Raw genomic sequence first — 26,168 nt, forward strand, 5'->3', positions numbered from 1 at the left:
AATCAATCCACTAGTCGGACCTTTTGAGCCTGGACCCACCGTCTGCGGCCAATTCGGCTAGCCTAGTCGGGGTCGCCGGATCTGGAGCCCCCGTGGCCCCGCCGCCATAGTTGTCGCCGCCGCCACGTCCGCCTGAATTGAGACCTTGGCCGAAAGGCCGGGGGTGAAAGTGGCTGCCTCCCCCTCCATTGCTGGGTGTGGATCCGCCAGAATTGCTCTGAGGTGATCCGCCAGATCTGGCGATAGCCGTGGAGTTGAGGCTGGTGCCGAGCAAAAGCGTTATGGCCGGCGGTGTCACCGCTGCGAAGCGCCCGGCCTTCTTGAGAAAATCGCGACGCGCCTGAACTTCTGAGAACAGATTCTCGCGCATCCGCCCCGAAAATTTCGTGCTTTCAGTTGTCATGTTGATCCCCGTTTTCAGGGAATTACTTTAGTGTTACTCATGTCATGACACCAGTTCTCCAAAAGGCTTACCTATTTCGAAAATGCTAGTGGATTGATCGTGGTGGAGGAGTCCTTTCCGGAGTCCGCGCGAGCCTGCGATATGCGACGGTGTGGGATGCGTACTCGTGTCAGCATCGTCGTCACGTCCTCAGACAGAGCCCGGCTTGAAGCGCTAGTCGCGGCGCGGGGATCGCCGCAAAAGCACGTTTAGCATGCGCGGATCATCCTGCTGAGCGACGACGGGTTGGGCACGGCCGCGATCATGACTGCGGGCAAGTCGAAGACCTGCGTATGCGCAGGAGCGGTTCATGGCCGAGGGTGTCGATGGCCTGCTGCGCGACAAGACCTCCCGGCATTGCACCGCTCGATACTGCGCTCATCAACCAGATCGTGACGCTCACGCTGGAGCCGCCTGACCACGAGGCAACACATTGGACCGTGCGCCCCATGGCCAAAACAGTAGGCATCGCAGCGTCCCCGGCGGTGAAGATCTCGCACGACCACGGCTTGGCACCGCACCGCTGGCGACAGCTTCAAGCTGTCCAATGACAAAGCGTTTGCCGAGAAGCCTCACGATGTGGTCGGCCTCTACGTCTCGCCGCCAGCCCATGGCATCGTGCTGTCGGTTGACGAGAAGGCGCTCGACCGGACCCAGCGGGGACTGCGGCTCAAGCGCGGTCGAGGCGCGACCATGACGCATGACTACGTAACGGCCCGACAACGTTGTTCGCGGCGCTCAACGTGCTCGATGGATCAGTGATCGGCCGCAACATGCAGCGCCACCGGCACCATCGCGGTTGAGGCCAGAACTAAGCTTGATGTCAGCTGGAAATGTAAGACCGATCAAATCCGGCCGTTTTTATAAGTTCCGCGTGGTCATGCAACTCGACCACACCATTGCGGAATGAAGCCAGTCCACTTTCCCGCAAATCCTTCAACACGCGACTTACATGCACAGCCGAAAGCCCCAACGCGTCGGCCATCTCGGCCTGGGTCAGCGGGCATTCAAAGCGGTCCGGATAACTCGTTGGCGATCGATGTGCCCGGCAGCCCAGTTCGAGAAGAAAATGAGCCGTGCGTTCGACAGGTCCCCGTCTGCTGACTCCTGCCAGATGTTCCGCAACCCTTGCGTACCGCCTTACCTCAGCCAGCAGGATAGCCTCGCAAATGGACTGCGGGTAGCGCGAAAAACAAGTATGGACAGGACCGGCCAGCTCGATCGCGGTTACATCGGAGAGCGCAGTTGCCGTCTCGCCCCCTTCGCCGCAGAACTCGATCAAGGCAATTTCGCGAGGAAGCGCAAAATCAACGATGAGACGCGAGCCATTCCGCAACGTTTTGCCGAAAGCCGCCCAACCCGCAGTCATAACCAGGATAGAGGATTTGGCCTGATGCTCGCGTGCAATCGTCGTGTTCGCCGGATAGAGGCGGCGCAAAGCCCCCGGCAATACTGAGATTGTCCTTTCCCAACTTGCGTCAGCAAGCGCGGGTCGCCTCTCCAATTCAAGAGCCTGCTTTGATAAGCTCATTTGTCTTGATTACCCCACTCCGCGATCGTCCCTCCGATCAATTGCAGTTTCAACCCATCAACTGCACAAACGTTCCGCCCATCTTTTCATCCAAATGGCGTCGCGGGCTACCGCCATGGGATGCTATCCTACCACCTTGGGGGTACGTGCACCATGCAGAAGGCTCTCAGCCCACTTTACTTGATCGGCTTCAGCAAGTTCCCGTGGCCTGCCGGCATTCAACGCCGGCAGTCGAACTTGTCCTTTGGCTGCTGCGCCCCGGCGGACCATCACGGCTACTTTCACGTCCCTTCTTTGGTTGAAAACCCTCGCCAAGCAGAGCTCAACTTGAAAGCAGTCGCGTTCGACGCCCTTCTGAAAGCACGTCGGATCCTGCTGGTCGCGTCGATGCCGGAAGCGCCGATCCCACTGGCGGATCGGGCGGCTGCAACTCTTGCCAAGGCGGACCGGGGATCGCCTGCGCCGCGCTTTCGGGACTCTCCGTTGCACCTGCTGAAACGACTTGCTCCATTGTGCTGGTTGCCGGTTTTCGGCGCGGGTAAAGCCGCGGGGGACGCCTGGCGTTGTAAGTCTGCCGTCTTTCCTCGGCAACTTCCAGGTCATCGATTGCCGATATGACCGATGCAAGACGATCCTCGATTTGGCCAAGACGCCTCCGGGTGGAAAGCAGGGCGACTGAAACCAGCAAACTGTAGGCAAGCACGACAATGACTGCTCCTACGGGAGTTTCGATGCCGAACACAATTAAAGTACCAGCCCCAATAAAAACGGCAGGAGCCCCATAGCCCAGCAACCTGTCTTTCTTCATAAGGAGCATCAACGGCCAAGTTGCGGAAAGCATAAGAATGGCTGCCGGTCTGTTGATCACCCAATCTAAAAACCCCGGGACGATTTCGCTGAAAATATCCATATCAACCTCAAGCAAGACAAGGCCGGCTGCTTTCTTGTCGTCAGGGAGTGAAGGCTCTCCCGCGCGCCCTGCACGCTGCAGCGTCTTAGACCTTGCGGAAGCGCGATCCATGGTCCCGGCAACATCCCAAAGGTCTGGAAGGCTTATCGGGTAGACCAGATCAACCTTTAGCCGATTTACTACTCAATAATGGTAATGGCGGGGATATCCGAGAAGCTGTTATGTTCCTAACTGACCGGCGACGCGATCGGTCGGTGGGCGGGAAGAGAGCGACTGCACATGCCGGATGGCGGGACGCGAACCCTTACATTTCACGCGCTCTGAGCGCTTACACGCAACTGCCCGAACTACTTTGAAGTGAAGCAAATTCAGCCGACGCTGGAGGGGCGGGAGCTGCGCTGTTGATTGCAAGGATTCGGAAATGGCAAGTTCAATTGACAGTCCGACCATGACCAGAGAATTACTGCCGCTCGACGTGCGGGAGATTCTTGATTTCTTTCTGCGCCGCTGGAAGTTGGTGTGCAGCATGGCTGCACTCACCTTCGCCGCATTTGTCGCCGCTGCTTATGTCCTTCCACCATCCTACACGGGCGTCGCACAAGTGTTACTTGATGCCCCGATAGACTATATGACTCCGCAGGATTATTCGAATTCTGATTTTGCCGACAATTCAACATTTATCGAAAGTCAGATTGCGGTCCTGAGATCCACCTCGCTCCTTCAGAAGGTGGTGGACAGTGAAAAGCTGACGGAAGACCCAAAGATCGGGCCGGGGGCATTAATATGGCTACAGAGCGCCCTTGGAGTTTCGCGCGTTGGATTGGCAGATGTTATCGAGATCTCGGTGACCGCCTATGACCCGGGGAAAGCAGCATCGCTGGCGAACGCAATCTCCCAGGCCTACCTCGCAGATCGAGTAAGGTCCCGCTACGAAGGGGCCAAGAAAGCGTCCACATGGCTCAGCGAACGGGCCGCATCTCTGCGAGCGGAACTGAGCCTTTCGGAACAAGCTGTCCAGAAGTTTCGGATCGATCACAATCTATTGGCGACGCCAGCAGGCAGTTTGACTGACCAGCAGCTGTCTGAATTGAATGCCGCATTAATTACCGCACGCGCCGAATTGTCGGAGAAACGTGCACAATATCAACAAGTTGACAAATTGCTGACCAGCGGAGGCGACATCCAGTCGATGCCGGACGTCTTGCAGTCCGTAGTTATCAGCGCGCTTCGGGCCCAGATCTCTGGAGTGACACGGCGAGAAGCCGACCTCAAATTGAAATATGGCGATCGGCATCCGGATGTCCTGGCGGCGCAAGCCGAGCGCCGCGACATCGAGGGGCAGATTACCGCCGAAGTCCAGCGTCTCATCGGCAATCTGAAGAATGAAGTGGACGCCGCCGAGGCCCGGGAAGCTTCTCTCAGCCGAGCCTTGAATTCGGTATCCAACCGATCCGAAGTCGAAGGTCAGGTTGGCGTGCAGTTGCGCGACCTGGAAAGGATTGCCGCCGCGAACAAGGAGCTGTTTGAGACATTCCTTTCACGCGCCAAGCTCACCGAGGAGAAGTCTACCCTGCTGAACAGCGGCGTACGTGTGATAACCGATGCGGTTATTCCGGGTTCGCCAAGCTTTCCGAACAGGCCTCTATTCGCGGCCCTGGGACTTGTGCTCGGCTTCTTCGTCGGGGGGCAGGCGCCGTTCTTCGTGAACTTTTCGCTTCCGGCTTCATGGCAAAGAAGCAGATAGAGGAAGAACTGTCCGTTCCAGTTCTTGCATCCATCCCACGGATGGCGGGCTGGTCGAGAGACGCCCAGTCCCAAGCCCAACCAGTGGCTTATCTCGAGCGCAGACCACTATCCAGGTTTAGCGAAGCCGTGAGGCGGCTCCGCCTGGGCATCGATGCGACGCCCGAACAGGCCCGCTTGCCGCGGCTCATGCTGGTGACATCGGCGATGCCCGGCGAAGGAAAAACAACCTTGGTATTGAGCTTGGCCTGCTCCGCAGCGGCCGACGGCGAACGGGTTCTGGTCGTCGATGCGGACTTGCGGCTTTCAGCCACCACGGCCTTCTTCGGCATGGTGGACAAGGTCGGGCTGGTCGACATTCTCACGTTGCCGGTGAAGGCAGCAAACGCAATTCATCGGGACGAACGCTCGGGATATCCCTACTCCCTGCCGGCGCAAAGACCCGGAACCCGCCTGCCCTCCTTTCTTCGGCGCGCATGCGCTCGGTTTTCGAAGAGCTTCGCGGAAAGTTCGACACGGTGATCATTGACGCACCACCTGTTGGAGCCGCGGCCGACGCGACGATCCTGGCGCGGTATGTCGACAAGGTCCTCTTTGTCGTGAAGTGGCGCGAAACCTCCCGCGAGGCCGTTGCAGAAGGGATTCGACACCTTGGCGGTCGGTCGAAGATTGCCGGCATCGCCTTGACAATGGTGGACGAACCAAAGCTGTCAAAATATGGCCGCTACACGTCCCTCGAAAGTAGTGTTTCGGACAGTTACTATCTCAACTAGAGAAATATTTCGCCATGCAGCACGCTGAATTATACCAGAATCGCTTCCCGGGGCCGGTAGGAAAAACTTGCGGCGGGGACCCTACGCGTTGGTACGTGATCCAGACGCACCAACATTCCGAGAGCTTGGCGGAGCGGCACCTGCTATCGCAAAACTTCCGAACATACCTGCCCAAGCGAAGGCGAACCGTTCGCCACGCTCGCATTGTCAGAAACGTCGCTAGTGCGTATTTCGATTGCTATCTGTTCGTCTCGCTTGCTGCTCAGCAGAGTTGGTACCCGATCAACTCAACCGTCGGCGTGCGAAAACTTGTCATGAGCAAAGGAATGCCGGTCCCGGCGCCACACGGTGTGATCGAGTCCTTGATAGCCGCAACCGACGAGGACGGAATTTTGCACTCCGATATCTTATTGAGGCCAGGTCAAAGAATTAGAGTCATAGACGGACCGTTTTCGGAACAACTTGGCGTGCTTGATCATGTTGGAAGTGCTGGAGCGGTAAAAATTCTTCTTGATATAATGAACCGTTCGATTCCGATCACGATCGACCGCGATAAACTTTCGATTGTATCCTGAATTATATACGTTAGCTTACGTATAAATATATTTTGCTCGGAAGATGCCGAAACTACCCGGCGAAGGAAGGATGAGTTGGCACCCAATTCACCCTCGATGCGGCAGCTTGCAAGGCGACATCCGAGGCTGCAGGCCTGCATTGAAACATCGGGTGCTTCGTCTCAACGAAATCAGCGCCAACAGGTTGGATATACCTCGCCGATACGATGACCGGCGACGATGAGCGAATGACGCTCGACGCGATCAACCAGGGGAACCCCTTGCAACCTTCACGTAAATCCAAACCCGGAAGCTACTGTCCGGCGGATCCTGGAGAGCGTCGGGACGGCCTGCAGCCGCAACAATATCGGCGCTGGGTTCCAAAAGCCAAGGCCAGCATGCTGGTCGAAGCGTTGACGCCGGGGGTGAACGTTCCAGCGCCAGCCAGGGTGGTTGGAGCGAGCCCGTCAATCAACAAAGCAGATGCCGGTGTTTCTCAAACCGACGCAAGCGCCGCCTTGCTGCCCCTCGAAACAGTCCCGGCCCTCCCGATCGCCAGCGAACTGTTTCGAGCATTCAATGAATGCGGCCTGAAGTACGGAATAATTCAGGATCTCGCATCCCTGCAAAGCGGACTTGCGGGCCGCGACGATCTGGATCTCCTTTTGGACAAGCACGACTACCCGGTCTTCTGCTCGATCGTGAGCAGGCTGCACGGTCGTCGCGGCGTCAGCCTGTCTTGCTACGACAACGTCTGTGCCGGCCGGGAGGACTGGTTCCTGCCTGACTTTCCAAATGGCCGCTATCTCCATCTCGACATGCATATCGGGATCCGTGTCGGCTGGGAATTCCGCAAGCGATATCCGGTATTCGACTATGCGGCGATTACACGATGGGAGTCGGTTTGTGTGGATGGGGTGCCTATTCCGGTCGTCTCGCCCGAGGACGAGATTCGAATAGCCATTGCCCGCTTCGCCTTCCGGACCTGGGCATTGCCTTGGCGACAGTGGATCACCGTTGGTGGTGATTGGAGGGAGCAGTTTGCGCGCCCGCCACTTCCGTCAGGCCATCAAGGCTTGGATGTCGTGGAATACACGCTTGACGGCAGCAGCCTGGCGAGCTGCAGGTTTCTGCAAAGCGTCGACGGTTTGATGGCAAACCGCAGGGATCTTGCCAGACTCCGGCGTTCAATCCGTCAAGCCTGCGGTTTTACAGGAGGTTACGGGATCGCCGATGCCGGTGTTCATCTGGCCCGCAAGACCTCATATCTGGCGTTGAGGACCCTTCAGCGCCTGATGCCCGGCACATTCCCGCCAAAGAGACGGCCTGCGGCTGGTGGCTTTGTAGTGGCGCTCGTCGGTCCTGATGGCATGGGAAAGAGCACTCAAGCTGATCGGCTGACACGGATATTTCGATGGAAATTCGGGTGTGCGCAAGCCTATGTCGGAATCGGAGATGGCAATGGGTGGTGGCTCCGCAAGGCGTTGCAGACCCTGGTTTTTCCCCACAGACGCCGCCTAAAGTCGTTGGCCCAGCACGATGGCAACAATTCCGTCAGCCGAAATTGGTCGAAGGGAGGACTCGCCGCTGCCGCGCTGGCATTCTGGGCAGTTTTGATCGCGTTTGAGCGATACGCTGTCGTGAAACGTGCGCATCGATGGGCTACGCGCGGCCTGATCGTCATTTGTGACAGGTGGCCGCAGGCGCTGTGTAGCGGATATCTGGACGGGCCAACCATCCCACCGCACCTCTTCTCCGTCCCCGGCCTGTCAGTTCTCGCTCGCCTCGAGCAAAGGCTCTATCAAAAGATGGCAGAATGCCGGCCACACCTCACTTTGCACCTGGTTTCAGATTTTGCGGTCTCCGAGCAGCGAAAGCCGGGAGAAATCAAGAAAGAAGCCTTCGACGCGCGGCTATCGCTGATGGCGGAGTTGCGAGCCAAGGACAAGAACATCCGAACCATTGACGCAAGCGCTGGCATCGAGGCGGTCGGCGGGGAACTGTTCAGGCATATCTGGCTGTCTTTGTGAGAGGCAGGGCGGGCGGCTCATCGGCCAATATCCATCCAACAGACCCCGATGCGCGGCCTTCCGCCATCGCGAAACGACAGGTGTCCCTGCGAGGCCTGGGAAAAGTCGCCGAACGCTCGCGCTCGATGGCGGCGCGCCGCTAGAGCCTGTTTCATCCCAGGATCGGCACGGGCTCTGACTTGAACGGGTCAATATGGCTCTGTTTTCGGGGGCGAGCACCTGTCCCGCCCGGCCCGCAGCGCCACGCAATGACGGAGGTTGCCAATGTCCGACACCATACGCAGGACCGGCAGTTGCCTGTGCGGCGGCGTGCAGTTCTCGGTCCGCGGTCCGCCGCTCCGCATTGGTCTTTGCCATTGCAAGGATTGCCGCAAGGCCGGCGGCTCGACCTATTCGGCCTTTGCCATCTGGCCGCGCGAGGCCTTCGAAAAGAGGGGCCTCGTCAGCTCCTATGGCACGCGCAGCTTCTGCCAGACCTGCGGCGGCCGCGTCGCCCGGATCGACGACAATGAGGCTGAGGTGATGATCGGCAGCCTCGACGTCGCGCCGACCGATCTCGTACCCGAATATGAATTGTGGACCTCAAGACGCGAGACCTGGCTCCATGCCTTGCCCGGCGCTGAACAGTTCAAGCATGACCGGCCAGCGGCGAACAGCGCGGTATTGCCGGCGCCGAGGTCGCTGTCGGACGTCGATGCGGCTGCGTGAAATTCGATTTTGCGCTCGAATGCGCCGCCCCGGATTTCATGTCCCCTAAGGTATTGGCAAATGAAAATCCTCCATGTGCTCACCCGACTTCTTCGGGGAGGTTCCGAAGAGAACACATTGGCCTGCTGTCTCGCTCAGGCGCGGCACGGCCACGAAGTGCGTTTGGTTCACGGCGAGGAGTACGACCCGAATTTGCGGATGTCAGTTGCCGAAGCCGTTCGGGTTGTGACTCTGGAGAGGCTCATCAACTCGATTTCGCCATCCCGTGACATTTCTGCATTTGGGCAACTCACGCGCCTTATGCGCGATTGGCGGCCTGACATTGTGCACACACATCAAAGCAAAGCCGGCATCGTCGGCCGCCTTGCCGCCAGGGAAGCCAATATCCCCTGCATCATACATGGCGTGCACATTTTGCCCTTCGTGCATGTGGGCAATGCGCAGCGGCTGATGTACCTGGCTGCCGAACGCCTGGCCGCGAAGTGTACACAGGCTTTCATCGATGTCAGCCAGGCTATGCGTGACATTTGCATCGCCAATCATTTGGGGACCGCCGATCAGCATCACGTCGTCCACTCCGGCTTCGATCTGACGCGCTTCGCGAACGCGCAATGGCCACAGCAATCGCATCTGCTCCTGGGGACGGCTGTCGGAGAGCCTAAGCCGCCGGTGATCCTGATGCTGGCCGCGCTGGAACCGCGAAAACGCCATATAGAGTTCATTGAAGCATTTGGGCAGGTCGTCGACCGAGTTCCGAACGTGCGGCTGCTCTTGGCCGGCGAGGGGCCGGCGCGATCCGCTATTGAGTCGGCGATTGCACGATCCCCGTACGCAAACAACGTTCGCATGATCGGCTACCATAGCGAGCCTGAGCGACTGATCAGTCTGGCGGACGTGTGTGTGCTGACGTCTATGCGAGAAGGACTGCCTCGCGTCATGATGCAGTATCTGGCGGGCGGTCGAGCCAGTGTGGTCTCGCATCTGCCGGGAGTGGAAGAGGTTGTGAAGCATGGCGTTAATGGAATTGTGACGCCGGCCGAGGACGTTGGCGCCGCGGCGGCGGCGATCGCCGACCTTCTCCAAAATGAACACTACCGCGCTCGATTGGCTGAGAGCGCGAAACTCACCGACCTGGCATCCTGGGGGTTGGATACCATGTGCGATAGGGTCGAGTTGATCTATCAATCCGCTCTCGAGTCAACCCTTTCAGCAGGAAGGCCAAACGACCCGCGAATTCGCGACGGCCTCGCCAAGCAACCTTTAGGACTGCCCGGATTTTGATCCTTCGACGGAGTCCGGATTTTCAAGGCTTACTGCTCGAACCCTACCTTGCTGTCACGCTCCGGCCGACGAATGTCGATTGGTCCTGACCGCAGGCAAGACAACGGAGTACGACGATGCGTTTGCGTGCAAACCAGCACTTTCCTTCCGGGCCTTCGCTAATGGAGGATTGGGTCCGACGGCTTTTTCCGGCCAGCCGCACGCTCGCAATGATTGGCGGTCTGGCCATTGCCTTTGTTCTGCTCACCGCAGATGCATCCCGTGCGGACGGCTATACGTTCGACACCGGTGACGTCCTGCGTGTATCCGTGATTGGCGAGCCATCCTATCCGCTGGAAGTCGTGGTCGATGATCGCGGTTCGATATCGCTTCCCATGTTGGGCGATGTTCAGGCGCGCGGCCTCACCACCGTTGTCCTTTCGAAGGCCATTCAGCGTGCATTTCAGGAGCAGAAGCTCATCCTCGATCCTTTCGTGAAAGTGGAGATCGGTCAGTACCGGCCATTCTTTATTTCCGGAACGGTGGCTCATCCCGGATCGTACCCGTTTCAACCCGGAATAACGGTTCGTCATGCACTGGCTATAGCAGGTGGCTTTCGGGCAACCGCCGTGGGAAACACGGAGCCGGCCTTGCAAATAGCTGATCTGCGCAGCGCGCGGGCAGGTCTGGCGATCGAGGAATATCGCCTAAAGGTTCGGCTCGCCCGGCTCCAGGCGGAAAGCCGCCAGGACAAATCTTTCGTTGCTCCGCCCGATCCGCCTGTCGAGTTTGGCGGACACTTGATTGACGACATCGTAGCGTCCGAACAGGCGCAGTTGGACGCCCGCCTCGCCGCATATCGGGACGACATTTCCTACCTTGATGTCTCGTTGGAGCGGGCCAGGAAGGAAGCGGATATGGTCGCTGCCACTCGAAAGGAACGAGAAAAGACCGCGGACATTCAACTCGAGGAACTGCAGTCTGCCCGGTCATTGCGGGAAAAAGGCCTGGTCACCAATTCGAATGTCCTGACGGCCGAACGAGCACATACCAGCTATCGCGCCGAACTTTCGCAGACCGAGCTGCAGCAGGAGCAGGCGCAACAGGCGATGCTGACCGCTGAAAGCGAGCTTCGAAAAAAGAAGCAGAGTTATGAAATGGACTTGATCTCGCAGACCCAGGACACGCAGGTCGAGCTGGGGAAAATTCAAAGCCAAATAAGGTATGTCGCCGACAAGCTTCTCTTTATATTTACATATGGCGAACAGCGGACCTTCGACGACTTGCAAGGCTCTGTGAAGATTTCGATTTTCAGGCGCGACCGGAAAATCGCCCATGACATCATCGCCAATGAAAACACGGAAGTTCTAGCTGGCGATGTCATCGAGGTTTCGATTGTAGCCAACAAAGGGTTCTACACGCCGGACACTTCCGGAACAATGGGGAGCCCAAATGCGGTGGGCCTCCAACCAAGCATTGTCGGCCAATAGCACGAATATGCCCACTTCCCCGAGCAAGGCTTTGCTTCAAGGCCGCGATCGTTGCTTCGCAACGCTCTTGGGTTCGTTGTGCCTTGAACGGCCTGAGATAGTCCGGCCTTGGCACCTCAGGGGTTTGACATGATCCTTGGGGCAGCACTGACAGTGGTCGGGAATCGCTTCCGCCGGGGGAATTCCCATGCCAAAGCGGAGCAGAGGCGGCTCAATCTCCTCCGTGCAACGGCGCGCCGCAAGACGACGGTGCGTTACGCCCCGCGCCGCCGCGCCATCATCCGATCGCGCATTCCAGGTGCAATCCTGCTCCTCCTCGCTCTTGCGCTTGCGGGAGCTGCATTTCTGCACCGCCACGTTGATCTCGGCCGGAAGTGGCTGCCGCGACCGTGGACTGATTTCGTGGTGGACTGGGGCTACTTCTCCGATCCACTGGTTTTGCTGGCTGGTCCAGACGCTCTTCCGGTTTGGCTGGCGTTCGCGGGGGTGGGCTTGCTGTTGATCGCAGCCGCCCGCAAGGCAAGGCGAAGGGGCGGCTTGCGAAGCGCGTCCACGAACGTCGGCGCCAGCCCCTCGGCAAGAGACATCCAGCCGGCGCCCGGTTCGGAACTGGCCTGTGCGTTGCGCTCCTGCAAGGCAGCATTCGCCGGAGTCGCGGTTTTTAGCGGCGTGAGCAACATCCTCATGCTGACCGGCGCGATGTTCATGTTGCAGGTCTACGATCGCGTACTGCCAAGCCGCAGCGTTCCGACTCTGGTAGCCATGGCGATATTGGCCGGCGTTCTGTTTGTCGGGCAGGCGGTCATCGATCTCGTGCGCAGCCGCATTATGACCAGGATCGGTGGTGAACTGGACGAAACGGTCGGGGGGCGCGTATTCACAGCCGTGTCAAGGCTGCCCTTGTACATCGGCCACCAGGGCGACGGGCTGCAGCCGCAACGCGATCTCGACAACATCCGCGTATTTCTGTCGAGCCCGGGGCCAAGCACACTCTTCGACTTTCCGTGGATGCCCTTTTATCTGGCAATCATATGGAACCTTCATCCGACCCTCGGGATTACGGCGATTTGCGGTGCAATCGTGTTGGTGGCGCTGACGGCGGCGACCGAGGTCCTTACGCGCAAACCAATGGGCGCCGCTGTGTCGACGGGCGTGAGGCGCAACGGCTTCGCCGAAGCCAGTCGCCGCAACGCGGAGGTCCTCGCGGCAATGGGAATGGGCAAACGCCTACACGACCATTGGCGGGAGGCGAGCCGCGAATATCTCACGCAACAGCAGCATGTCAGCGATATCGTAGGCGGCTTCGGCAGCTTCGCCCGCGCCTTGCGGCTGATGCTTCAGTCGACAATGCTTGGTATAGGGGCCTGGCTGGTGATCCAGGGCGAGGCGACGTCCGGGATCATCATCGCCGGCTCCATCCTTGCGGGCCGTGCGCTTGCGCCTGTCGATCTTGCCATCGCCCATTGGCGCAGCTTCGTGGCCGCACGCCAGAGCTGGAGCAGGTTGAGCCAGTTGCTTGCCCGATTGCCGCAAGACGCTCAGCCGATGGCACTTCCGGTGCCTGGTTCGAACTTGACGATAGAGAACATCACGATAGGTGCACCGGGCGTGCAACGAATCATCGTGCGAGGCGTGGACTTCAGCCTGGACGCCGGCTCGGTGCTTGGCATCATCGGACCAAGTGGCTCCGGCAAATCCAGCCTGGCTCGTGGGCTGGTCGGCGCATGGCGACCGCTGGCGGGGCGTATCAAGCTTGATGGTGCCGCGCTCGATCAGTGGTCGTCGGAGCGTCTTGGCCGCCACATAGGTTACCTTCCGCAAGACGTCGAACTGTTCGCGGGAACGGTTGCCGCCAACATCGCCCGCTTCGATCCTGGATCGGAGCCGCAGGCCATTGTCGCCGCCGCCCGCGCGGCGGGCGTCCATCAGCTAATCATCGATTTTCCCAATGGCTACGAGACTCAGATCGGAGAGGGCGGGACCGCGCTGTCAGCCGGGCAGCGCCAGCGCGTTGCTTTGGCACGGGCACTCTATGGAAATCCGTTCCTGGTCGTCCTCGACGAGCCCAACTCCAATCTCGACATGGAAGGCGAAAGGGCGCTCGCCGAGGCGATCCTCGCAATCAAGGCGCGCCGCGGCATCGTGGCGATCGTCGCGCACCGGCCGAACATTCTCACCACTGTGGATTTCGTACTGATGATGAAAGAAGGGCGGATGCACATGTTTGGAACGAAGCAGTCCGTTCTGTCCAAGCTCTTTCCGATGTCACAGGTCAATACAGCGGGCCTGCAGCCGGTTTCCAACTCGCCTCGACTGCCGAATTGACGACTTACGGCACATGGGAAACGGGCAATGATGGCTCCTGTCTTGAACCGATCGCTTTCAAACCGGCGGTCCATTCGCCGCAATCTGCTCGGTGGGTTGACTGTCGTCGCACTGCTCCTCTGCGGAATGGGAGTCTGGGCCGGGACAGCGGACATTTCGGGAGCAATCATTTCTCATGGCTGGGTGGTCGTCGAGAACAGCGAAAAGAAGGTGCAACACCCGACGGGCGGCGTGGTCGGCAGGATTCTCGTGCGCGATGGCGACCGTGTCCGGGCCGGGGATATCTTGGTCCAACTCAGCGACGCTATCCCGCGGGCTAACCTGGCTTACGTCACAAAGAATCTGGATGAGCTCTACGCGCGAAAGTCTCGGCTCGAGGCGGAGCGTGACGGCAGCGGGCGGATGACACTTGCTCCGATGCTTGCCACGCGAATGAACGACCCGGAGATTGCCAACACCGTGGCCAGCGAACAACGACTCTTCGAACTTCGTCGAACCGAGGTTTTTGGCAACAAGGCGCGCTTGCGCGAACGCATCGAGCAATTCGGAAAGCAGATCGAAGGCTATTCGGCTCAGGAATCGGCAAAGAGCAAGGAGATCGAGCTGATCAACGACGAACTCGTCGATATCCGCAGCCTTGTCGACAAGAAGCTCACACTCAAGTCGAAGCTGACGGAATATGAACGCGAGGCAACACGCATCGAGGGTGAAAGGTCACAGCTTGTGTCAAGCATAGCGCAGGCAAAAGGCGCCATCGCCGAAGTCGAGCTCCAGATCCTGCAGCTGGACAAGGAGTTCTCCAGCGAGACTGGCAGCGAACTGCGCGATGTCGACGCCAAGATCGCCGAATTCGAGGAACGAAAAGTCACCTCCGAGGACCAGCTGTCGCGCATCGATATTCGCGCCCCCTCCAGCGGCACGGTCTATCAATCTTCAATCCATACTGTGGGCGGCGTGATCAGTGCGGGCGAGCCGATAATGCTGATCGTTCCCGACACCGACACTCTCACCGTCGAGGTGAAGGCCGCTCCGCAGGACATCGATCAGATCTTGGTCGGCCAACGCGCACTTCTTCGCTTCACCGCTTTCAACGTCCGCACTACCCCCGAAACGGAAGGCGTGGTGTCTATGATTGCGGCCGACGTAACGCGCGATCAGCACACCAATGAAGTCTACTACGTAGTCCGCATCACCCCGGACCCGAAGGATTTGACGAAACTTGGCCCTGCCTCGCTCATTCCCGGCATGCCGGTGGAAGCGTTCATACGGACTGGTGACCGCAAGATGCTCTCCTACCTGATGAAGCCTTTGACGGACCAGATGATGCGTGCGTTCAGAGACCAATAGCCGCGCGGCGGAGCTTGTCGTGCGGATCGGCGCGACCCCGGCTAACCTTTAGCGACGGAGACTTGTCATGGCAGCAACAGAGCTGAAACCTCCGATTTTTCTGATCGGCAACTATCGGTCGGGGACCACAATTGCACAAAAACTGATTGGGCTGCATCCCGACATCGTTACCTGGTACGAGCCAAAAACATTGTGGCTATATGCCGATCCGGCGCGGCGCCATGACGAATTTGGCGAAACCGATGCGACCGAAAGGGTCGCACGTTACATTCGCGGCAGGTTCCTCGAATATCAGTCGCGGCACGACGGCCGACAGATCATGGAAAACACGCCTGCCAACGTCTTGCGCGTGCCGTTTGTCCACGAGATTTTTCCGGAGGCCATATTTCTCTATATTACGAGAAATCCATTTTCGTACATAAGCTCGATGGAGCTTAAGTGGCAGAGAGCAAAATCTTTCAAAGGTTTAATACGCCTTTTGAAGATGACTCCGGTAACGCAAATTCACTATTATGCAAAAGATATTATAAAACAGGTGATCGCGAAAAGGGTATTGGGAAGGAAATACACATCGATCTATGGGCCGCGTTACAACGGGATAGAGCGAGATTTGAAGGAGAATGAGAAATTGACGGTGATCGCGCGCCAGTGGGCGCGCGGCAATCGAAAGGCCCGAGAAGATCTCGCCAAGCTGGGCGACGGCCGCGTGCTGTCTTTTCGCTACGAGGATTTGATACAGGATCCCGAGCTGGTTTTGCGCCGCATCTTTGAACATTGCGGGCTGAACTGCACCGACGATATCGTCAGAACGGCCAAGGAGATGATCGATCCCGGCCGCCAGCAGAAGTGGCTCCGTCTCGAAAGGAAGGATCTAACGGCGATCATACCGGAGGTCCGGGACGAGATGGAGTTCTATCGCTACGAAATCCCCTCGCTCCTTCGATAGGTAAGACGCGCTGGGCGCGGGCGGACGGCACCGCGGCGGAGGACCTTCATGACCCATGCGATCATAACTTCGTGCAGGCGCGGGCGCGTGGCTGCGCATCACCCAATGTAATCGTGTCACTCGGCGGATCCGGGAAGGACGCAGTGGCCGCCTGTTTGGGATCGGCCGAGGCGATTGGAGAGAGGCGTGAGCAACAACCGGGGCGGGCTGGCAAAACAAAGTGTCGTGGGCATTTTCTGGACGTCCCTGTCCATGGGTGCCCTCGCGGTCGCGGAGCTTGTCGCTCTGCTCATCCTGGCTCGGCTGCTCTCGCCCAATGAGTTCGGTCTCTACTCCGCAGCGCTGATCGTCATCAAGTTTTCGGCGATCTTCCAGGGACTTGGCATTACCCCCGCGATCGTCCAGCGACCTGTGCTGGAAGAGCGACATCTTCGGGTCGGCTTCACCTTGTCGTGCCTCCTCGGCCTCGTTGTGTCCGCGTTGGTCTGGGCGATGGCACCGGCAATTGCCGGGCTGCTTCGCCTCGCCGATCTGGCTCCGGTCGTTCGTGCCATCTGCTTCGTGTTCCTGTTCCAAGGCGCTTCCATGGTGGCATTGGCCGCGGCCCAGCGCGCGCTGCGGTTCCGTTGGCTGGCGTTGGTCGACGCCGGCGCCTTTGCCTTGGGTTACGTCGTTGCCGGTCCGATTCTGGCATGGCTCGGCTTGGGCATCTGGGCGCTTGTCGGCGCGCTCCTGATCCAGCAATTCATCCGCATGGTCGTGCTGCTCGCCGGCCAGCCGCATCAGATGCGGCCTTTGCTAGAGCGGGGCGCCATCGTCGAACTGCTCTATTTCGGAAGCGGTTTTACCATCGCCCGGGTCTTCAATTACCTCGCCACCCAGGCGGACAGGCTTGTCGTGGGCCGCTGGCTCGGCGCTGATGCGCTTGGCCTGTACGGCCTGTCGTCACAGCTGATGACGACGCCCGCGGTCATCGTCGGTCAGGTTCTTGATCGGGTGCTGTTCCCAACCATGGCGCTGGTCCAGGAGCAGCCCGCGCGGCTTGCTCGTGCCTATCGCAGCGCAGTCGCGGGTTGCGCCCTGCTTGTCCTGCCGGCCAGTGTGGTCGTGGCCATCGTCGCGCCGGAGCTGGTTGCCGTCATTCTCGGGCGGGGATGGGTAGCGGTTGTCGCCCCGCTCCAGATCCTGGCGTTCAGCATGCTGTTCCGCACGAGCTACAAGCTTAGCGATTCCGTGTCGCGCGCAACAGGGACTGTCTACGCGCGCGCCTGGCGCCAGGCGGTTTTCACCATCGGCGTCTTCGCCGGCTCCCTCATAGGGCAACTCTGGGGCATAGAAGGCGTGGCGTTCGGCGTCGGCGCCGCTTTCGGGATCAACTTCTTCCTCATGGCACAGTTGAGCCTCCGCGTGACCGGGATGACCTGGGGGGACTTCCTTATGGCCCACGTGCCCGGTCTGGCACTCGCGGGCGTTGTCGGAACCGGCGTGTGGGGACTCGTGGAATGGCTACGCGAGTTCCGTCTATCTCCCCTTCCCCTGCTTATCGATACGGCATTGCTGGCATCTGCCGCAGGCCTGCTGCTGTGCTGGATCCTGCCGTCGCTGTTCCTTGGGCGGGACGGTCTATCACTGCTGCGCCTGCTCGCGGCCGTTGCGCCCGCCTGGCCAAGGATGAGGAAGGTAACTGACTGATCCCGTAGAATTCAACGCCTGACCGCACGGCCATGGATTTTGGCGACGCTTTCATGTCCAACGTTTCCCATCGTCATGCTCGATCTGGGGTCAACAGCCTCCGGGTCGGGCACGTCGAGATTCCGATTTAATCGAGAAATGTGGAGAGGAGATTCGACGTGGTAAAACTCGCTGGGCTTCCCTTGAATGACGCGAAGCTCTTGATGACGGAATCCGGCACTGACTCCGGCATCAATGGCGACTGGCTGACCGACGACAATTGGACCCAGCCGAGCGGAAGAGCGATCGGCAACGAAACGGCTCGCGTGCTCTCCGATATCGGCGACGGGCTGGATGCCGAAACCGGCAATGGCAGTCACACTACCAGCTTGGATCCAGCCGCGAACAAGCTGGATCTTAGCACCGCACATGGGGTCACGCCGACTTTGGGGGCGATGGCGGATTGAAACTGACCGGCCTCACCGAAATGGCAGCCGGACTTGCCATTCATCCCGACAACAGCTTTCTCGACTTGTGGCACGATGCGGAAATGGGCCGTGCCGACAGCCATGTCACCTCCATCGCCACCACCCTTGAGGCAAATGCTGACATCGGCACGGTCTCGACGCGCGCAGCGGTCACAACCAGCAGCCTCCTCGCCGCCAGCTCTAGTGCGATCGACCCTATCTTCGAGACAAGGGTGGCGACCGCCGGCGACGATGTCGAGGAGAAGGGCTCCGGTGCGATATCGGGCAATGTCGACGATCTGGAACTGGGTTATGACAGCAGCACCCGCCAAACGGTCGGCCTTCGCTTCACCAGCATCGACCTCCCGAAGGGCGCGATCATCACCAACGCCTATATCCAGTTCCAGGCCAATGAGGTGAAGACCGGCGCGGCGTCGCTGCTCATCCAAGGCGATAATGTTGACGACGCCAGCCCTTTTACGGCCGTCAGCTTCAACGTGTCCGCGCTTCCGAGGACGACAGCCTCCACGGCCTGGACGCCGGACCCGTGGACCATTGTGGGCGAGCATGGCGCTGCCGAGCGCACGCCTGACCTTTCGGCGATCGTGCAGGAGATCGTCAACCGCTCGGGCTGGGCCGCGCTCAACGACATGGCATTTTTGGTCAGCGGCACTGGCACGCGCACGGCCGATTCCTACGAATACAATCCGGCCACCGCGCCACTGCTGCACATCGAATATCTGCTGCCAGGATCCGGCAATCCAGTAGCCTTCAACACCCCGCCGGATGCCAACACTGCCGCCAACAAGATCGCCGAGCTTGCCGCGGCAGGCGCACCCACCGGGATCACCGCCTCGGCGACGGATCCCGATGCCGGCTCGACGGTCACCTACAGCATCAATGACTCGCGCTTCGCCATCAATTCCAGCAGCGGCGTCATCACGCGCTCGGCCACCGGCACGCTCGACTTCGAGACCCAGTCGTCGATCAATCTGACAGTGACGGCAACCTCGTCCGACGGCAGCACCGCCAACCAGGCCTTCACCCTCGCCGTGCTCAATAGCCCGGAGCCGGTCGCTTTCAACACCCTGGCCGACGCTAACGCCGCCGCCAACCAGATCGCCCAGACCGCCGCCGCCGGCACGGCGGTCGGGATCACCGCCTCGGCCAGGGATCCCGATGCCGGATCGACGATCACCTACAGCATCGACGACCCACGCTTTGCCATCAACGCCAGCACCGGCGTCATCACACGCTCGGGCACCGGCACGCTCAACGCCCAGTCCGAGCCGTCGGTCGCCCTCACCGTCAAGGCGACCTCGTCCGATGGCAGCATCGATACCCATGCCTTCAACGTCAACGTCACGGCCCACCAGCTGCCGACGTCGGTGACCTTGTCACACACAATCCTGACTTCGCAGTGGTCGCCGCCGAGTCCCGACCCGACTGATATCGTCTATATCTCTCACCTCGGCACGTTGCTGGTTGCCGACAGCGAAGTCGAGGAGATACCTGCGCTTTTTACTGGCAAGAATCTCTACCAGATGAATTTGAACGGCACCCTTGCGGGCACGCTCACGACCGTCAAGTTCTCCGATGAGCCGGCCGGGGTGGCTTATAATCCTGCTAACCACCATCTCTTCTTCGCGGACGACACTGCCCCGAAGAGCGTGTACGAGCTCAACCCCGGGATAGACGGGCTTTACAACACGTCCGACGATAAGGTGACCTCTTTCAAGACATCCGCGTTCGGCAGTTCGGATCCGGAGAGCGTCGCCTATGACCCGAACCATAAAGTCTTGTATGTCGCGGATGGCTCAACCCAGACGATTTACGCCGTCTCACCGGGTCCCAACGGCAAATTCGACGGCGTCGCGAGTACGGGCGGCGACGACATCGTGACGAGTTTTTCTGCGCAAGCGCTGGGCAACCCTGGCGACGAAAGTATTGCGTATGACCAAGTCAACGACCTCCTTTATATCATTACGTCGACAAAGTCGGTAGCAATGGTGACGCGTACCGGGCAGTTATTGGGCACGCTCGATATCTCCGCAGCCCACGCGCACAAACCATCGGGAATAGCGCTGGCGCCGAGCAGCGACGATCCGAGCCACCATATGAGCCTGTACATCGTGGATCGGGGCCTGGATAATGACCCATATCCAACCGAAAATGACGGCAAGATCTATGAATTCCAATTGAATGGTTGGCTGCTCGCCTGATCCGGCAGGACGCGTTGCTCAAGGTCCTGTCGTGATCCATTTCACTGCAGCCTGCCCGGATGCCCAGCAAGCACATCGCCTCCACACACGCCTCTGACAGCCGGAGTCCTCGATCGCCGCGGATCGGACCTGGCCGTGGCGTCGATATCAGGGCCTAGCGAGGCCCAAGTGCGGAAAACGGCGGCAAAGGAGTTCTGCGATGTCTTCCAAACCACATCGGCTTCCAGATAGCGGCAATGCAATCGGACTGCTCGCGACGGAGCTCGGTTCGACGCCCCTCCTCAAAGGCCTTCAACCGCTCGATGACGGCCCGGTTGCGGAGCACGTGCATGGCGATGACGGCGTGTCGCAGGCTTCCGGGGCATCCGATGGCGTCAGCCTCGCCGTCGAAACCGGCAAACACAGTGACAGCCAAAGCGCCGTCCCGATCACGGCAACCGGTGGCGAGTTGATCGGGCTGGCGGACGCGGCAGCCGGCCTTGGCATCCATCCGGATAGCACCTTTCTCGACAGCGTGGCGACGAAAGACACCGGCCTCAGGCAGTTTGCGGGAACGGGCCATGCCGGCAGCGGCGTCACCTTCACCGCCCCTACCCCTATCGCTGACGCCGGCACGGTCTCGACCGGCGCTAGTGTCACCACCAGCAGCAGCTTCCTCGCCGCCAGCTCTAGTGCGATCGACCCGATCTTCGAGACAAGGGTGGCGACCGCCGGCGACGATGTCGAGGAGAAGGGCTCCGGTACGATCTCGAGCAACATCAGCGATCTGGAACTGGGTTATGACGGCAGCACCCGCCAGACGGTCGGCCTCCGCTTCACCAGCATCGACCTCCCGAAGGGCGCGATCATCACCAACGCCTATATCCAGTTCCAGGCCAATGAGGTGAAGACCGGCGCGGCGTCGCTGCTCATTCAAGGCGATAATGTTGACGACGCCAGCCCTTTTACGGCCGTCAGCTTCAACGTGTCCGCGCTTCCGAGGACGACAGCCTCCACGGCATGGACGCCGGACCCGTGGACCGTTGTGGGCGAGCATGGCCTGGCCGAGCGCACGCCTGACCTCTCGGCGATCGTGCAGGAGATCGTCAACCGCTCGGGCTGGGCCGCGCTCAACGACATGGCATTTTTGGTCAGCGGCACCGGCACGCGCACGGCCGATTCCTACGAATACAATCCGGCCACCGCGCCGCTGCTGCACATCGAATATCTGCTGCCAGGATCCGGCAATCCAGTAGCCTTCAACGCACCGCCCGACGCCGACACCACCGCCAACCAGATCGCCGAGCTCGCGGCGGCTGGCGCACCCACCGGGATCACCGCCTCGGCGACGGATCCCGATGCCGGCTCGACCGTCAGCTACAGCATCAATGACTCGCGCTTCGCCATCGACGCCAGCAGCGGCGTCATCACGCGCTCGGCCACCGGCACGCTCGACTTCGAGACCCAGTCGTCGATCAATCTGACGGTGACGGCAACCTCGTCCGACGGCAGCACCGCCAACCAGGCCTTCACCCTCGCCGTACTCAACAGCCCTGAGCCGGTCGCCTTCAACACCCCGCCGGATGCCAACACTGCCGTCAACCAGGTCGCCCAGACCGCCGCCGCCGGCACGGCGGTCGGGATCACCGCCTCGGCGACGGATCCCGATGCCGGCTCGACGATCACCTACAGCATCGACGACCCGCGCTTTGCCATCAACGCCAGCAGCGGCATCATCACACGCTCGGGCACCGGCACGCTCAATGCGGCCTCGGAGCCTTCAGTCAACTTCAACGTGACCGCAACCTCGTCCGACGGCAGCATCGATACCCACGCCTTTACAGTCGGCGTCACGGCCAGCCAGTTGCCGGTTGCCTTCAACGCACCGCCCGACGCCGATCCCGCCACCAACCAGATCGCCGAACTCGCGGCGGCGGGGGCAGCCACCGGGATCACCGCCTCGGCGACGGATCCCGACGCCGGCTCGACCGTCAGCTACAGCGTCAACGACACGCGCTTCGCCATCGACGCCAGCAGCGGCGTCATCACGCGCTCGGCCACCGGCACGCTCGACTTCGAGACCCAGACATCGATCAATCTGACGGTGACGGCAACCTCCTCCGACGGCAGCACCGCCAACCAGGCCTTCACCCTCGCCGTGCTCAACAGCCCTGAGCCGGTCGCCTTCAACACCCCGCCGGATGCCAACACTGCCGTCAACCAGATCGCCCAGGCCGCCACCGCCGGCACGGCGGTCGGGATCACCGCCTCGGCGACGGATCCCGACGCCGGCTCGACGATCACCTACAGCATCGACGACCCGCGATTTGCCATCAACGCCAGCACCGGCATCATCACACGCTCGGGCACCGGCACGCTTAACGCGGCCTCGGAGCCTTCAGTCAACTTCAACGTGACCGCAACCTCGTCCGACGGCAGCACCGATACCCATGCCTTCAGCGTTGCTGTCTCCGGGACGGGCAACACCACGCCTGTAATCATCGAGACAAGGGTGACGACCGCCGGCGACGATGTCGAGGAGAAGGGCTCCGGGGCGATTTCGACCAACGTCACCGACCTGGAGCTCGGCTATGACGGCTCCACCCGCCAGACGGTCGGCATGCGCTTCACCGGCATCAACATCCCGCAGGGCGCCATCATCACCAACGCCTACATCCAGTTCCAGGCCAATGAGGTGAAGACCGGCGCGGCGTCGCTGCTCATTCAGGGCGATAAGCTCGACGACGCCAGTCCTTTCACCACCGCCAACTTCAACGTGTCCTCGCTTCCCAGGACGGCCGCATCCACGGCCTGGGCGCCGGACCCGTGGACCACGGTGGGCGAGCATGGCCTGGCCGAGCGCACGCCTGACCTCACTGCGGTCGTGCAGGAGATCGTCAACCGCTCGGGCTGGGCCGCGCTCAACGACATGGCATTTTTGGTCAGCGGCACTGGCACGCGCACGGCCGATTCCTACGAATACAATCCGGCCAGCGCGCCGCTGCTGCACATCGAGTATACCCTGCCCGGTCCGGCCGGCAGTCCGGTGGCTTTCAACACGCCGCCCGACGCCAACACCACCGCCAACCAGATCGCCGAGCTTGCGGCGGCTGGCACGGCCGTCGGCATCACAGCCTCGGCCACCGATCCCGACGCCGGCTCGACCGTCGCCTACAGCCTCAACGACACGCGCTTCGCCATCAACGCCAGCAGCGGCGTCATCACCCGCTCGGCCACCGGCACGCTCGACTTCGAGACCCAGACATCGATCAACCTGACGGTGACGGCAACCTCCACCGACGGCAGCACCGCCAACCAGGCCTTCACCCTCGCCGTCCTCAACAGCCCGGAGCCGGTCGCCTTCAACAACCCGCCGGATGCCAACATTGCCGCCAACCAGATTGCTCAGACCGCCGCCGCCGGCACGGCCATCGGCATCACGGCCTCGGCCAGGGATCCCGATGCCGGCTCGACGGTCACCTACAGCGTCAACGACTCGCGCTTCGCCATCAATTCCAGCACAGGCGTTGTCACGCGCTCAGGCACCGGCACGCTCAATGCGGCAACCGAGCCGTCGGTCAACCTCCACGTCACCGCAACCTCGTCCGATGGGAGCGCCGCGGGCCAAGACTATGCCGTCAGCGTGACCACAGCGCCGATTTTCGAGAAAAGGATCGCAACCAGCACCGACGACGTCGAGCAAGGTCCCAGCGGCGGGATGGACCTCACCAGCACCGATCTCGACATGGTGGTTGACGGCACCAAGAACCAGACGGTCGGAATGCGCTTCACCGGCGTCGACATTCCCTACGACGCCGTCATCACCAGTGCCTACATCCAGTTCCAGGCCCAGAATACGAGCACCGGCGCCGTCTCGCTCCTGATCCGGGGCGAAAGCGACGAAGCCGTCCCCTTCGAGAGTGAGAAAAGCGATGTCACCTCGCGCCTGATGACGACTACTTCGGTGACGTGGACGCCACCCGACTGGACCGTGAACAATGAAGCCGGCCTTGCCGAACGCACCCCGAACCTCTCGGCGATCGTGCAGGAGATCATCAACCAGCCCGGCTATTTGCAACTCAACGACATGGCATTCGTCGTCAGCGGCAGCAGCGGCGCGCGCAGGGCCAATTCCTTCGATGGCAGCGCCACCGGCGCACCGCTCCTGCACGTCGAGTACTATGTGCCGACGACCGGCCCGGTCGGCTTCAAGCATCCACAGGATGCCGACCCTGCGGCCAACCAGATCCCCGACCTTGCCCCCGCGGGCACTTTGGTCCACATCACAGCCTCGGCCAAGGATCCGGACGTCACCGATACGGTCACCTACAGCCTCAACGACTCGCGCTTCGCCATCAATTCCAGCACCGGCGTCATCACGCGCTCTGGCACGGGAACGCTCAATGCCCAGACCGAGCAGTCGATCAACCTCCACGTCACCGCAACCTCGTCCGACGGGAGCACCGCCGCGCAGGACTATACGGTCAGCGTCGTCCCGACGACGCCGCCGCAGGTCTTGTACCGGTACGCGGTCTTTGGTGACTACGGCGACACCGATCTCTCCGGCGAGAAGGCGGTGTCGGCGATGGTCCATGCCTGGAACCCCGATTTCATCCTCACAATCGGCGACAACGTGTATGCTCCGCAGACCTTGGATGCCGCCGTCGGCCAGCAGTATCATGACTACATAGGCAACTATCAGGGCGCATACGGCAGCGGCAGCTCCATCAACCGCTTCTTCCCCACGCTAGGCAATCACGAATACGAAGAAGGCAACGTTACCAACTACCAGAACTACTTCACGCTGCCCGACAATGAGAGGTACTATGACTACCAGATCGGGCCGGTGCATTTCTTCGCTCTCAGCAGCAACAAGCAGGAGCCGGATGGCCGCAGTTCCACATCCGTGCAGGGCCATTGGATGCAAGACCTTCTCGCGAATTCCGACGCGAGTTTCGACGTCGCCTACTTCCATCACACGCCATTCAACCCGAGCGGCTCCACTGCCACCATGCGGTGGCCCTTCGAGCAGTGGGGTGTGAACGCGGTCTTTGCCGGCCATCAGCATAACTACTACCGGGAGAACCGGGACGACAACGGCGACGGCGTCTTTCTTCCGTACACGACCACCGGCCTTGGCGGAGCTGGCAAGACCGTTCCCAATGTCGGCGCCAACCTGGTAACGGTCACCGACGCAGGCATGCTGATCGAATTCTACAAGGTCAGCAGCTTCAATGGGACAACCGCAACCAGTGTGCTGACGGATTCCTACTTTGTGCCGACACCTACCGGACGCACGCCGACAATCGTCAACGGCGGCTACGTCCTGAACGGCACCGCCGGCGCTGATTATCTATGGGGTCTGGGCGGGAATGACACGCTGATCGGGGACGCGGAAACGACACATTGGTTGCCGGCAACCAGCACAATCTGTTCGTGTTCGCCCACGGCGACGGTCAGGACACGGTCATGAATTTCCTACCCGGCGCCGGCACCGGCGACGTCCTCGATCTCAGAGCCTTTGGCATCTACAACACCAGCCAGTTCCTGCAGGTGGCGACAAACCAAGGCTCGAATGTCGTGGCGTCCCTGGGTGGCGGGGATCAGATCACGCTGACTGGCGTTGATGTGGGCCAGTTCCACGACGATAATTTCACGAGCAGTCTGTTGCTCGCATAGGTCGCGTTCCTGCGTGCTCGAAGGTCCGCGTCGCGCGCGGCTAGGGCCCTCGATGGGCATCGGCTTGTTTTCCGCACCGAATTTCCGCCAG

General features: G+C 60.5%; 18 protein-coding genes and 3 pseudogenes. 18 read left to right on the forward strand and 3 right to left on the reverse strand.

Going from position 1 to position 26,168, the window contains the following annotated elements; translation table 11 throughout:
* Positions 1-88: 88 nt before the first annotated feature.
* Positions 89-370, reverse strand: a pseudogene (locus EJ077_RS32370) (hypothetical protein); the annotation flags it as partial.
* Between the two features lie 189 nt (positions 371-559).
* On the opposite strand from EJ077_RS32370, the pseudogene EJ077_RS24525 reads away from it, so the two are divergent.
* Positions 560-1,233, forward strand: a pseudogene (locus EJ077_RS24525) (IS630 family transposase); the annotation flags it as partial.
* A gap of 32 nt (positions 1,234-1,265) precedes the next feature.
* On the opposite strand, the gene EJ077_RS24530 reads toward EJ077_RS24525, so the two are convergent.
* Entirely contained in the window at positions 1,266-1,973 is a 708-nt protein-coding gene (locus EJ077_RS24530; RefSeq protein ID WP_208696997.1) for a Crp/Fnr family transcriptional regulator, read from the reverse strand.
* 322 nt (positions 1,974-2,295) lie between these two features.
* Entirely contained in the window at positions 2,296-2,994 is a 699-nt protein-coding gene (locus EJ077_RS24535) for a hypothetical protein (RefSeq protein WP_208696998.1), read from the reverse strand.
* A 310-nt stretch (positions 2,995-3,304) separates the two neighbouring features.
* On the opposite strand from EJ077_RS24535, the gene EJ077_RS31660 reads away from it, so the two are divergent.
* The 17 genes and pseudogenes from EJ077_RS31660 (at position 3,305) to EJ077_RS32395 (ending at position 26,077) form a co-directional block, all read left to right on the forward strand.
* Positions 3,305-4,627: a GumC family protein gene (locus tag EJ077_RS31660; protein WP_210212138.1), complete on the forward strand. Its 1,323-nt coding sequence runs from the start codon at positions 3,305-3,307 to the stop codon at positions 4,625-4,627.
* Positions 4,609-5,148: an AAA family ATPase gene (locus EJ077_RS31665; RefSeq protein ID WP_210212139.1), complete on the forward strand. Its 540-nt coding sequence runs from the start codon at positions 4,609-4,611 to the stop codon at positions 5,146-5,148. The genes EJ077_RS31660 and EJ077_RS31665 overlap by 19 nt, the downstream gene beginning before the upstream one ends.
* Positions 5,145-5,399, forward strand: coding sequence for a hypothetical protein (locus tag EJ077_RS31670; protein ID WP_210212140.1), 255 nt, complete (start codon positions 5,145-5,147; stop codon positions 5,397-5,399). The genes EJ077_RS31665 and EJ077_RS31670 overlap by 4 nt, the downstream gene beginning before the upstream one ends.
* Before the next feature lie 14 nt (positions 5,400-5,413).
* Positions 5,414-5,701 (forward strand): annotated as a pseudogene (locus EJ077_RS32375) (transcription termination/antitermination NusG family protein); the annotation flags it as partial.
* A 12-nt stretch (positions 5,702-5,713) separates the two neighbouring features.
* The gene (locus tag EJ077_RS32380; protein ID WP_245458823.1) at positions 5,714-5,974 is read left to right on the forward strand and encodes a transcription termination/antitermination protein NusG; all 261 of its coding nucleotides are present in this window, start codon (positions 5,714-5,716) and stop codon (positions 5,972-5,974) included.
* A 206-nt stretch (positions 5,975-6,180) separates the two neighbouring features.
* Positions 6,181-7,983 carry a hypothetical protein gene (locus EJ077_RS24550; RefSeq protein WP_245458531.1) on the forward strand — a complete coding sequence of 601 codons (1,803 nt, stop codon included), beginning with the start codon at positions 6,181-6,183 and terminating at the stop codon, positions 7,981-7,983.
* 264 nt (positions 7,984-8,247) lie between these two features.
* Positions 8,248-8,691, forward strand: a complete 444-nt coding sequence (locus EJ077_RS24555) for a GFA family protein (protein WP_208697000.1) — start codon at positions 8,248-8,250, stop codon at positions 8,689-8,691.
* 60 nt (positions 8,692-8,751) lie between these two features.
* The gene (locus tag EJ077_RS24560; RefSeq protein ID WP_208697001.1) at positions 8,752-9,972 is read left to right on the forward strand and encodes a glycosyltransferase family 4 protein; all 1,221 of its coding nucleotides are present in this window, start codon (positions 8,752-8,754) and stop codon (positions 9,970-9,972) included.
* A gap of 116 nt (positions 9,973-10,088) precedes the next feature.
* Positions 10,089-11,441 (forward strand): polysaccharide biosynthesis/export family protein, encoded by a 1,353-nt coding sequence (locus EJ077_RS24565; RefSeq protein ID WP_245458532.1) that lies wholly within the window; start codon positions 10,089-10,091, stop codon positions 11,439-11,441.
* A 129-nt stretch (positions 11,442-11,570) separates the two neighbouring features.
* Entirely contained in the window at positions 11,571-13,766 is a 2,196-nt protein-coding gene (locus EJ077_RS24570; RefSeq protein WP_245458533.1) for a type I secretion system permease/ATPase, read from the forward strand.
* A gap of 27 nt (positions 13,767-13,793) precedes the next feature.
* Positions 13,794-15,113, forward strand: coding sequence for an HlyD family type I secretion periplasmic adaptor subunit (locus EJ077_RS24575; RefSeq protein ID WP_208697002.1), 1,320 nt, complete (start codon positions 13,794-13,796; stop codon positions 15,111-15,113).
* A gap of 67 nt (positions 15,114-15,180) precedes the next feature.
* The gene (locus tag EJ077_RS24580; protein WP_208697003.1) at positions 15,181-16,059 is read left to right on the forward strand and encodes a sulfotransferase family protein; all 879 of its coding nucleotides are present in this window, start codon (positions 15,181-15,183) and stop codon (positions 16,057-16,059) included.
* A 186-nt stretch (positions 16,060-16,245) separates the two neighbouring features.
* Complete coding sequence (locus tag EJ077_RS24585) at positions 16,246-17,751, forward strand: lipopolysaccharide biosynthesis protein (RefSeq protein ID WP_245458534.1); 1,506 nt, start codon at positions 16,246-16,248, stop codon at positions 17,749-17,751.
* Positions 17,752-17,909: 158 nt separating this feature from the next.
* On the forward strand, positions 17,910-18,197 hold the full coding sequence (locus tag EJ077_RS32385) for a hypothetical protein (RefSeq protein WP_245458535.1): 288 nt from the start codon (positions 17,910-17,912) through the stop codon (positions 18,195-18,197).
* On the forward strand, positions 18,194-20,419 hold the full coding sequence (locus EJ077_RS24590; protein WP_245458536.1) for an RTX toxin: 2,226 nt from the start codon (positions 18,194-18,196) through the stop codon (positions 20,417-20,419). Before EJ077_RS32385 ends, EJ077_RS24590 begins: the two co-directional genes overlap by 4 nt.
* Positions 20,420-20,618: 199 nt before the next feature.
* Positions 20,619-25,871: a metallophosphoesterase gene (locus EJ077_RS32390; protein ID WP_245458537.1), complete on the forward strand. Its 5,253-nt coding sequence runs from the start codon at positions 20,619-20,621 to the stop codon at positions 25,869-25,871.
* The gene (locus tag EJ077_RS32395) at positions 25,868-26,077 is read left to right on the forward strand and encodes a hypothetical protein (RefSeq protein WP_245458538.1); all 210 of its coding nucleotides are present in this window, start codon (positions 25,868-25,870) and stop codon (positions 26,075-26,077) included. The genes EJ077_RS32390 and EJ077_RS32395 overlap by 4 nt, the downstream gene beginning before the upstream one ends.
* Positions 26,078-26,168: the final 91 nt, after the last annotated feature.

This window comes from Mesorhizobium sp. M8A.F.Ca.ET.057.01.1.1 (genome assembly GCF_003952565.1).
Lineage (GTDB): Bacteria > Pseudomonadota > Alphaproteobacteria > Rhizobiales > Rhizobiaceae > Mesorhizobium.

Coding starts and splice junctions, on each gene's coding strand:
- EJ077_RS24530 (WP_208696997.1), bottom strand. CDS start 1,973: ATGAGCTTATCAAAGCAGGCTCTTGAATTGGAGAGGCGACCCGCGCTT.
- EJ077_RS24535 (WP_208696998.1), bottom strand. CDS start 2,994: ATGGATCGCGCTTCCGCAAGGTCTAAGACGCTGCAGCGTGCAGGGCGC.
- EJ077_RS31660 (WP_210212138.1), top strand. CDS start 3,305: ATGGCAAGTTCAATTGACAGTCCGACCATGACCAGAGAATTACTGCCG.
- EJ077_RS31665 (WP_210212139.1), top strand. CDS start 4,609: ATGGCAAAGAAGCAGATAGAGGAAGAACTGTCCGTTCCAGTTCTTGCA.
- EJ077_RS32380 (WP_245458823.1), top strand. CDS start 5,714: ATGAGCAAAGGAATGCCGGTCCCGGCGCCACACGGTGTGATCGAGTCC.
- EJ077_RS24550 (WP_245458531.1), top strand. CDS start 6,181: ATGACCGGCGACGATGAGCGAATGACGCTCGACGCGATCAACCAGGGG.
- EJ077_RS24555 (WP_208697000.1), top strand. CDS start 8,248: ATGTCCGACACCATACGCAGGACCGGCAGTTGCCTGTGCGGCGGCGTG.
- EJ077_RS24560 (WP_208697001.1), top strand. CDS start 8,752: ATGAAAATCCTCCATGTGCTCACCCGACTTCTTCGGGGAGGTTCCGAA.
- EJ077_RS24565 (WP_245458532.1), top strand. CDS start 10,089: ATGCGTTTGCGTGCAAACCAGCACTTTCCTTCCGGGCCTTCGCTAATG.
- EJ077_RS24570 (WP_245458533.1), top strand. CDS start 11,571: ATGATCCTTGGGGCAGCACTGACAGTGGTCGGGAATCGCTTCCGCCGG.
- EJ077_RS24575 (WP_208697002.1), top strand. CDS start 13,794: ATGATGGCTCCTGTCTTGAACCGATCGCTTTCAAACCGGCGGTCCATT.
- EJ077_RS24580 (WP_208697003.1), top strand. CDS start 15,181: ATGGCAGCAACAGAGCTGAAACCTCCGATTTTTCTGATCGGCAACTAT.
- EJ077_RS32390 (WP_245458537.1), top strand. CDS start 20,619: ATGTCTTCCAAACCACATCGGCTTCCAGATAGCGGCAATGCAATCGGA.
- EJ077_RS32395 (WP_245458538.1), top strand. CDS start 25,868: ATGAATTTCCTACCCGGCGCCGGCACCGGCGACGTCCTCGATCTCAGA.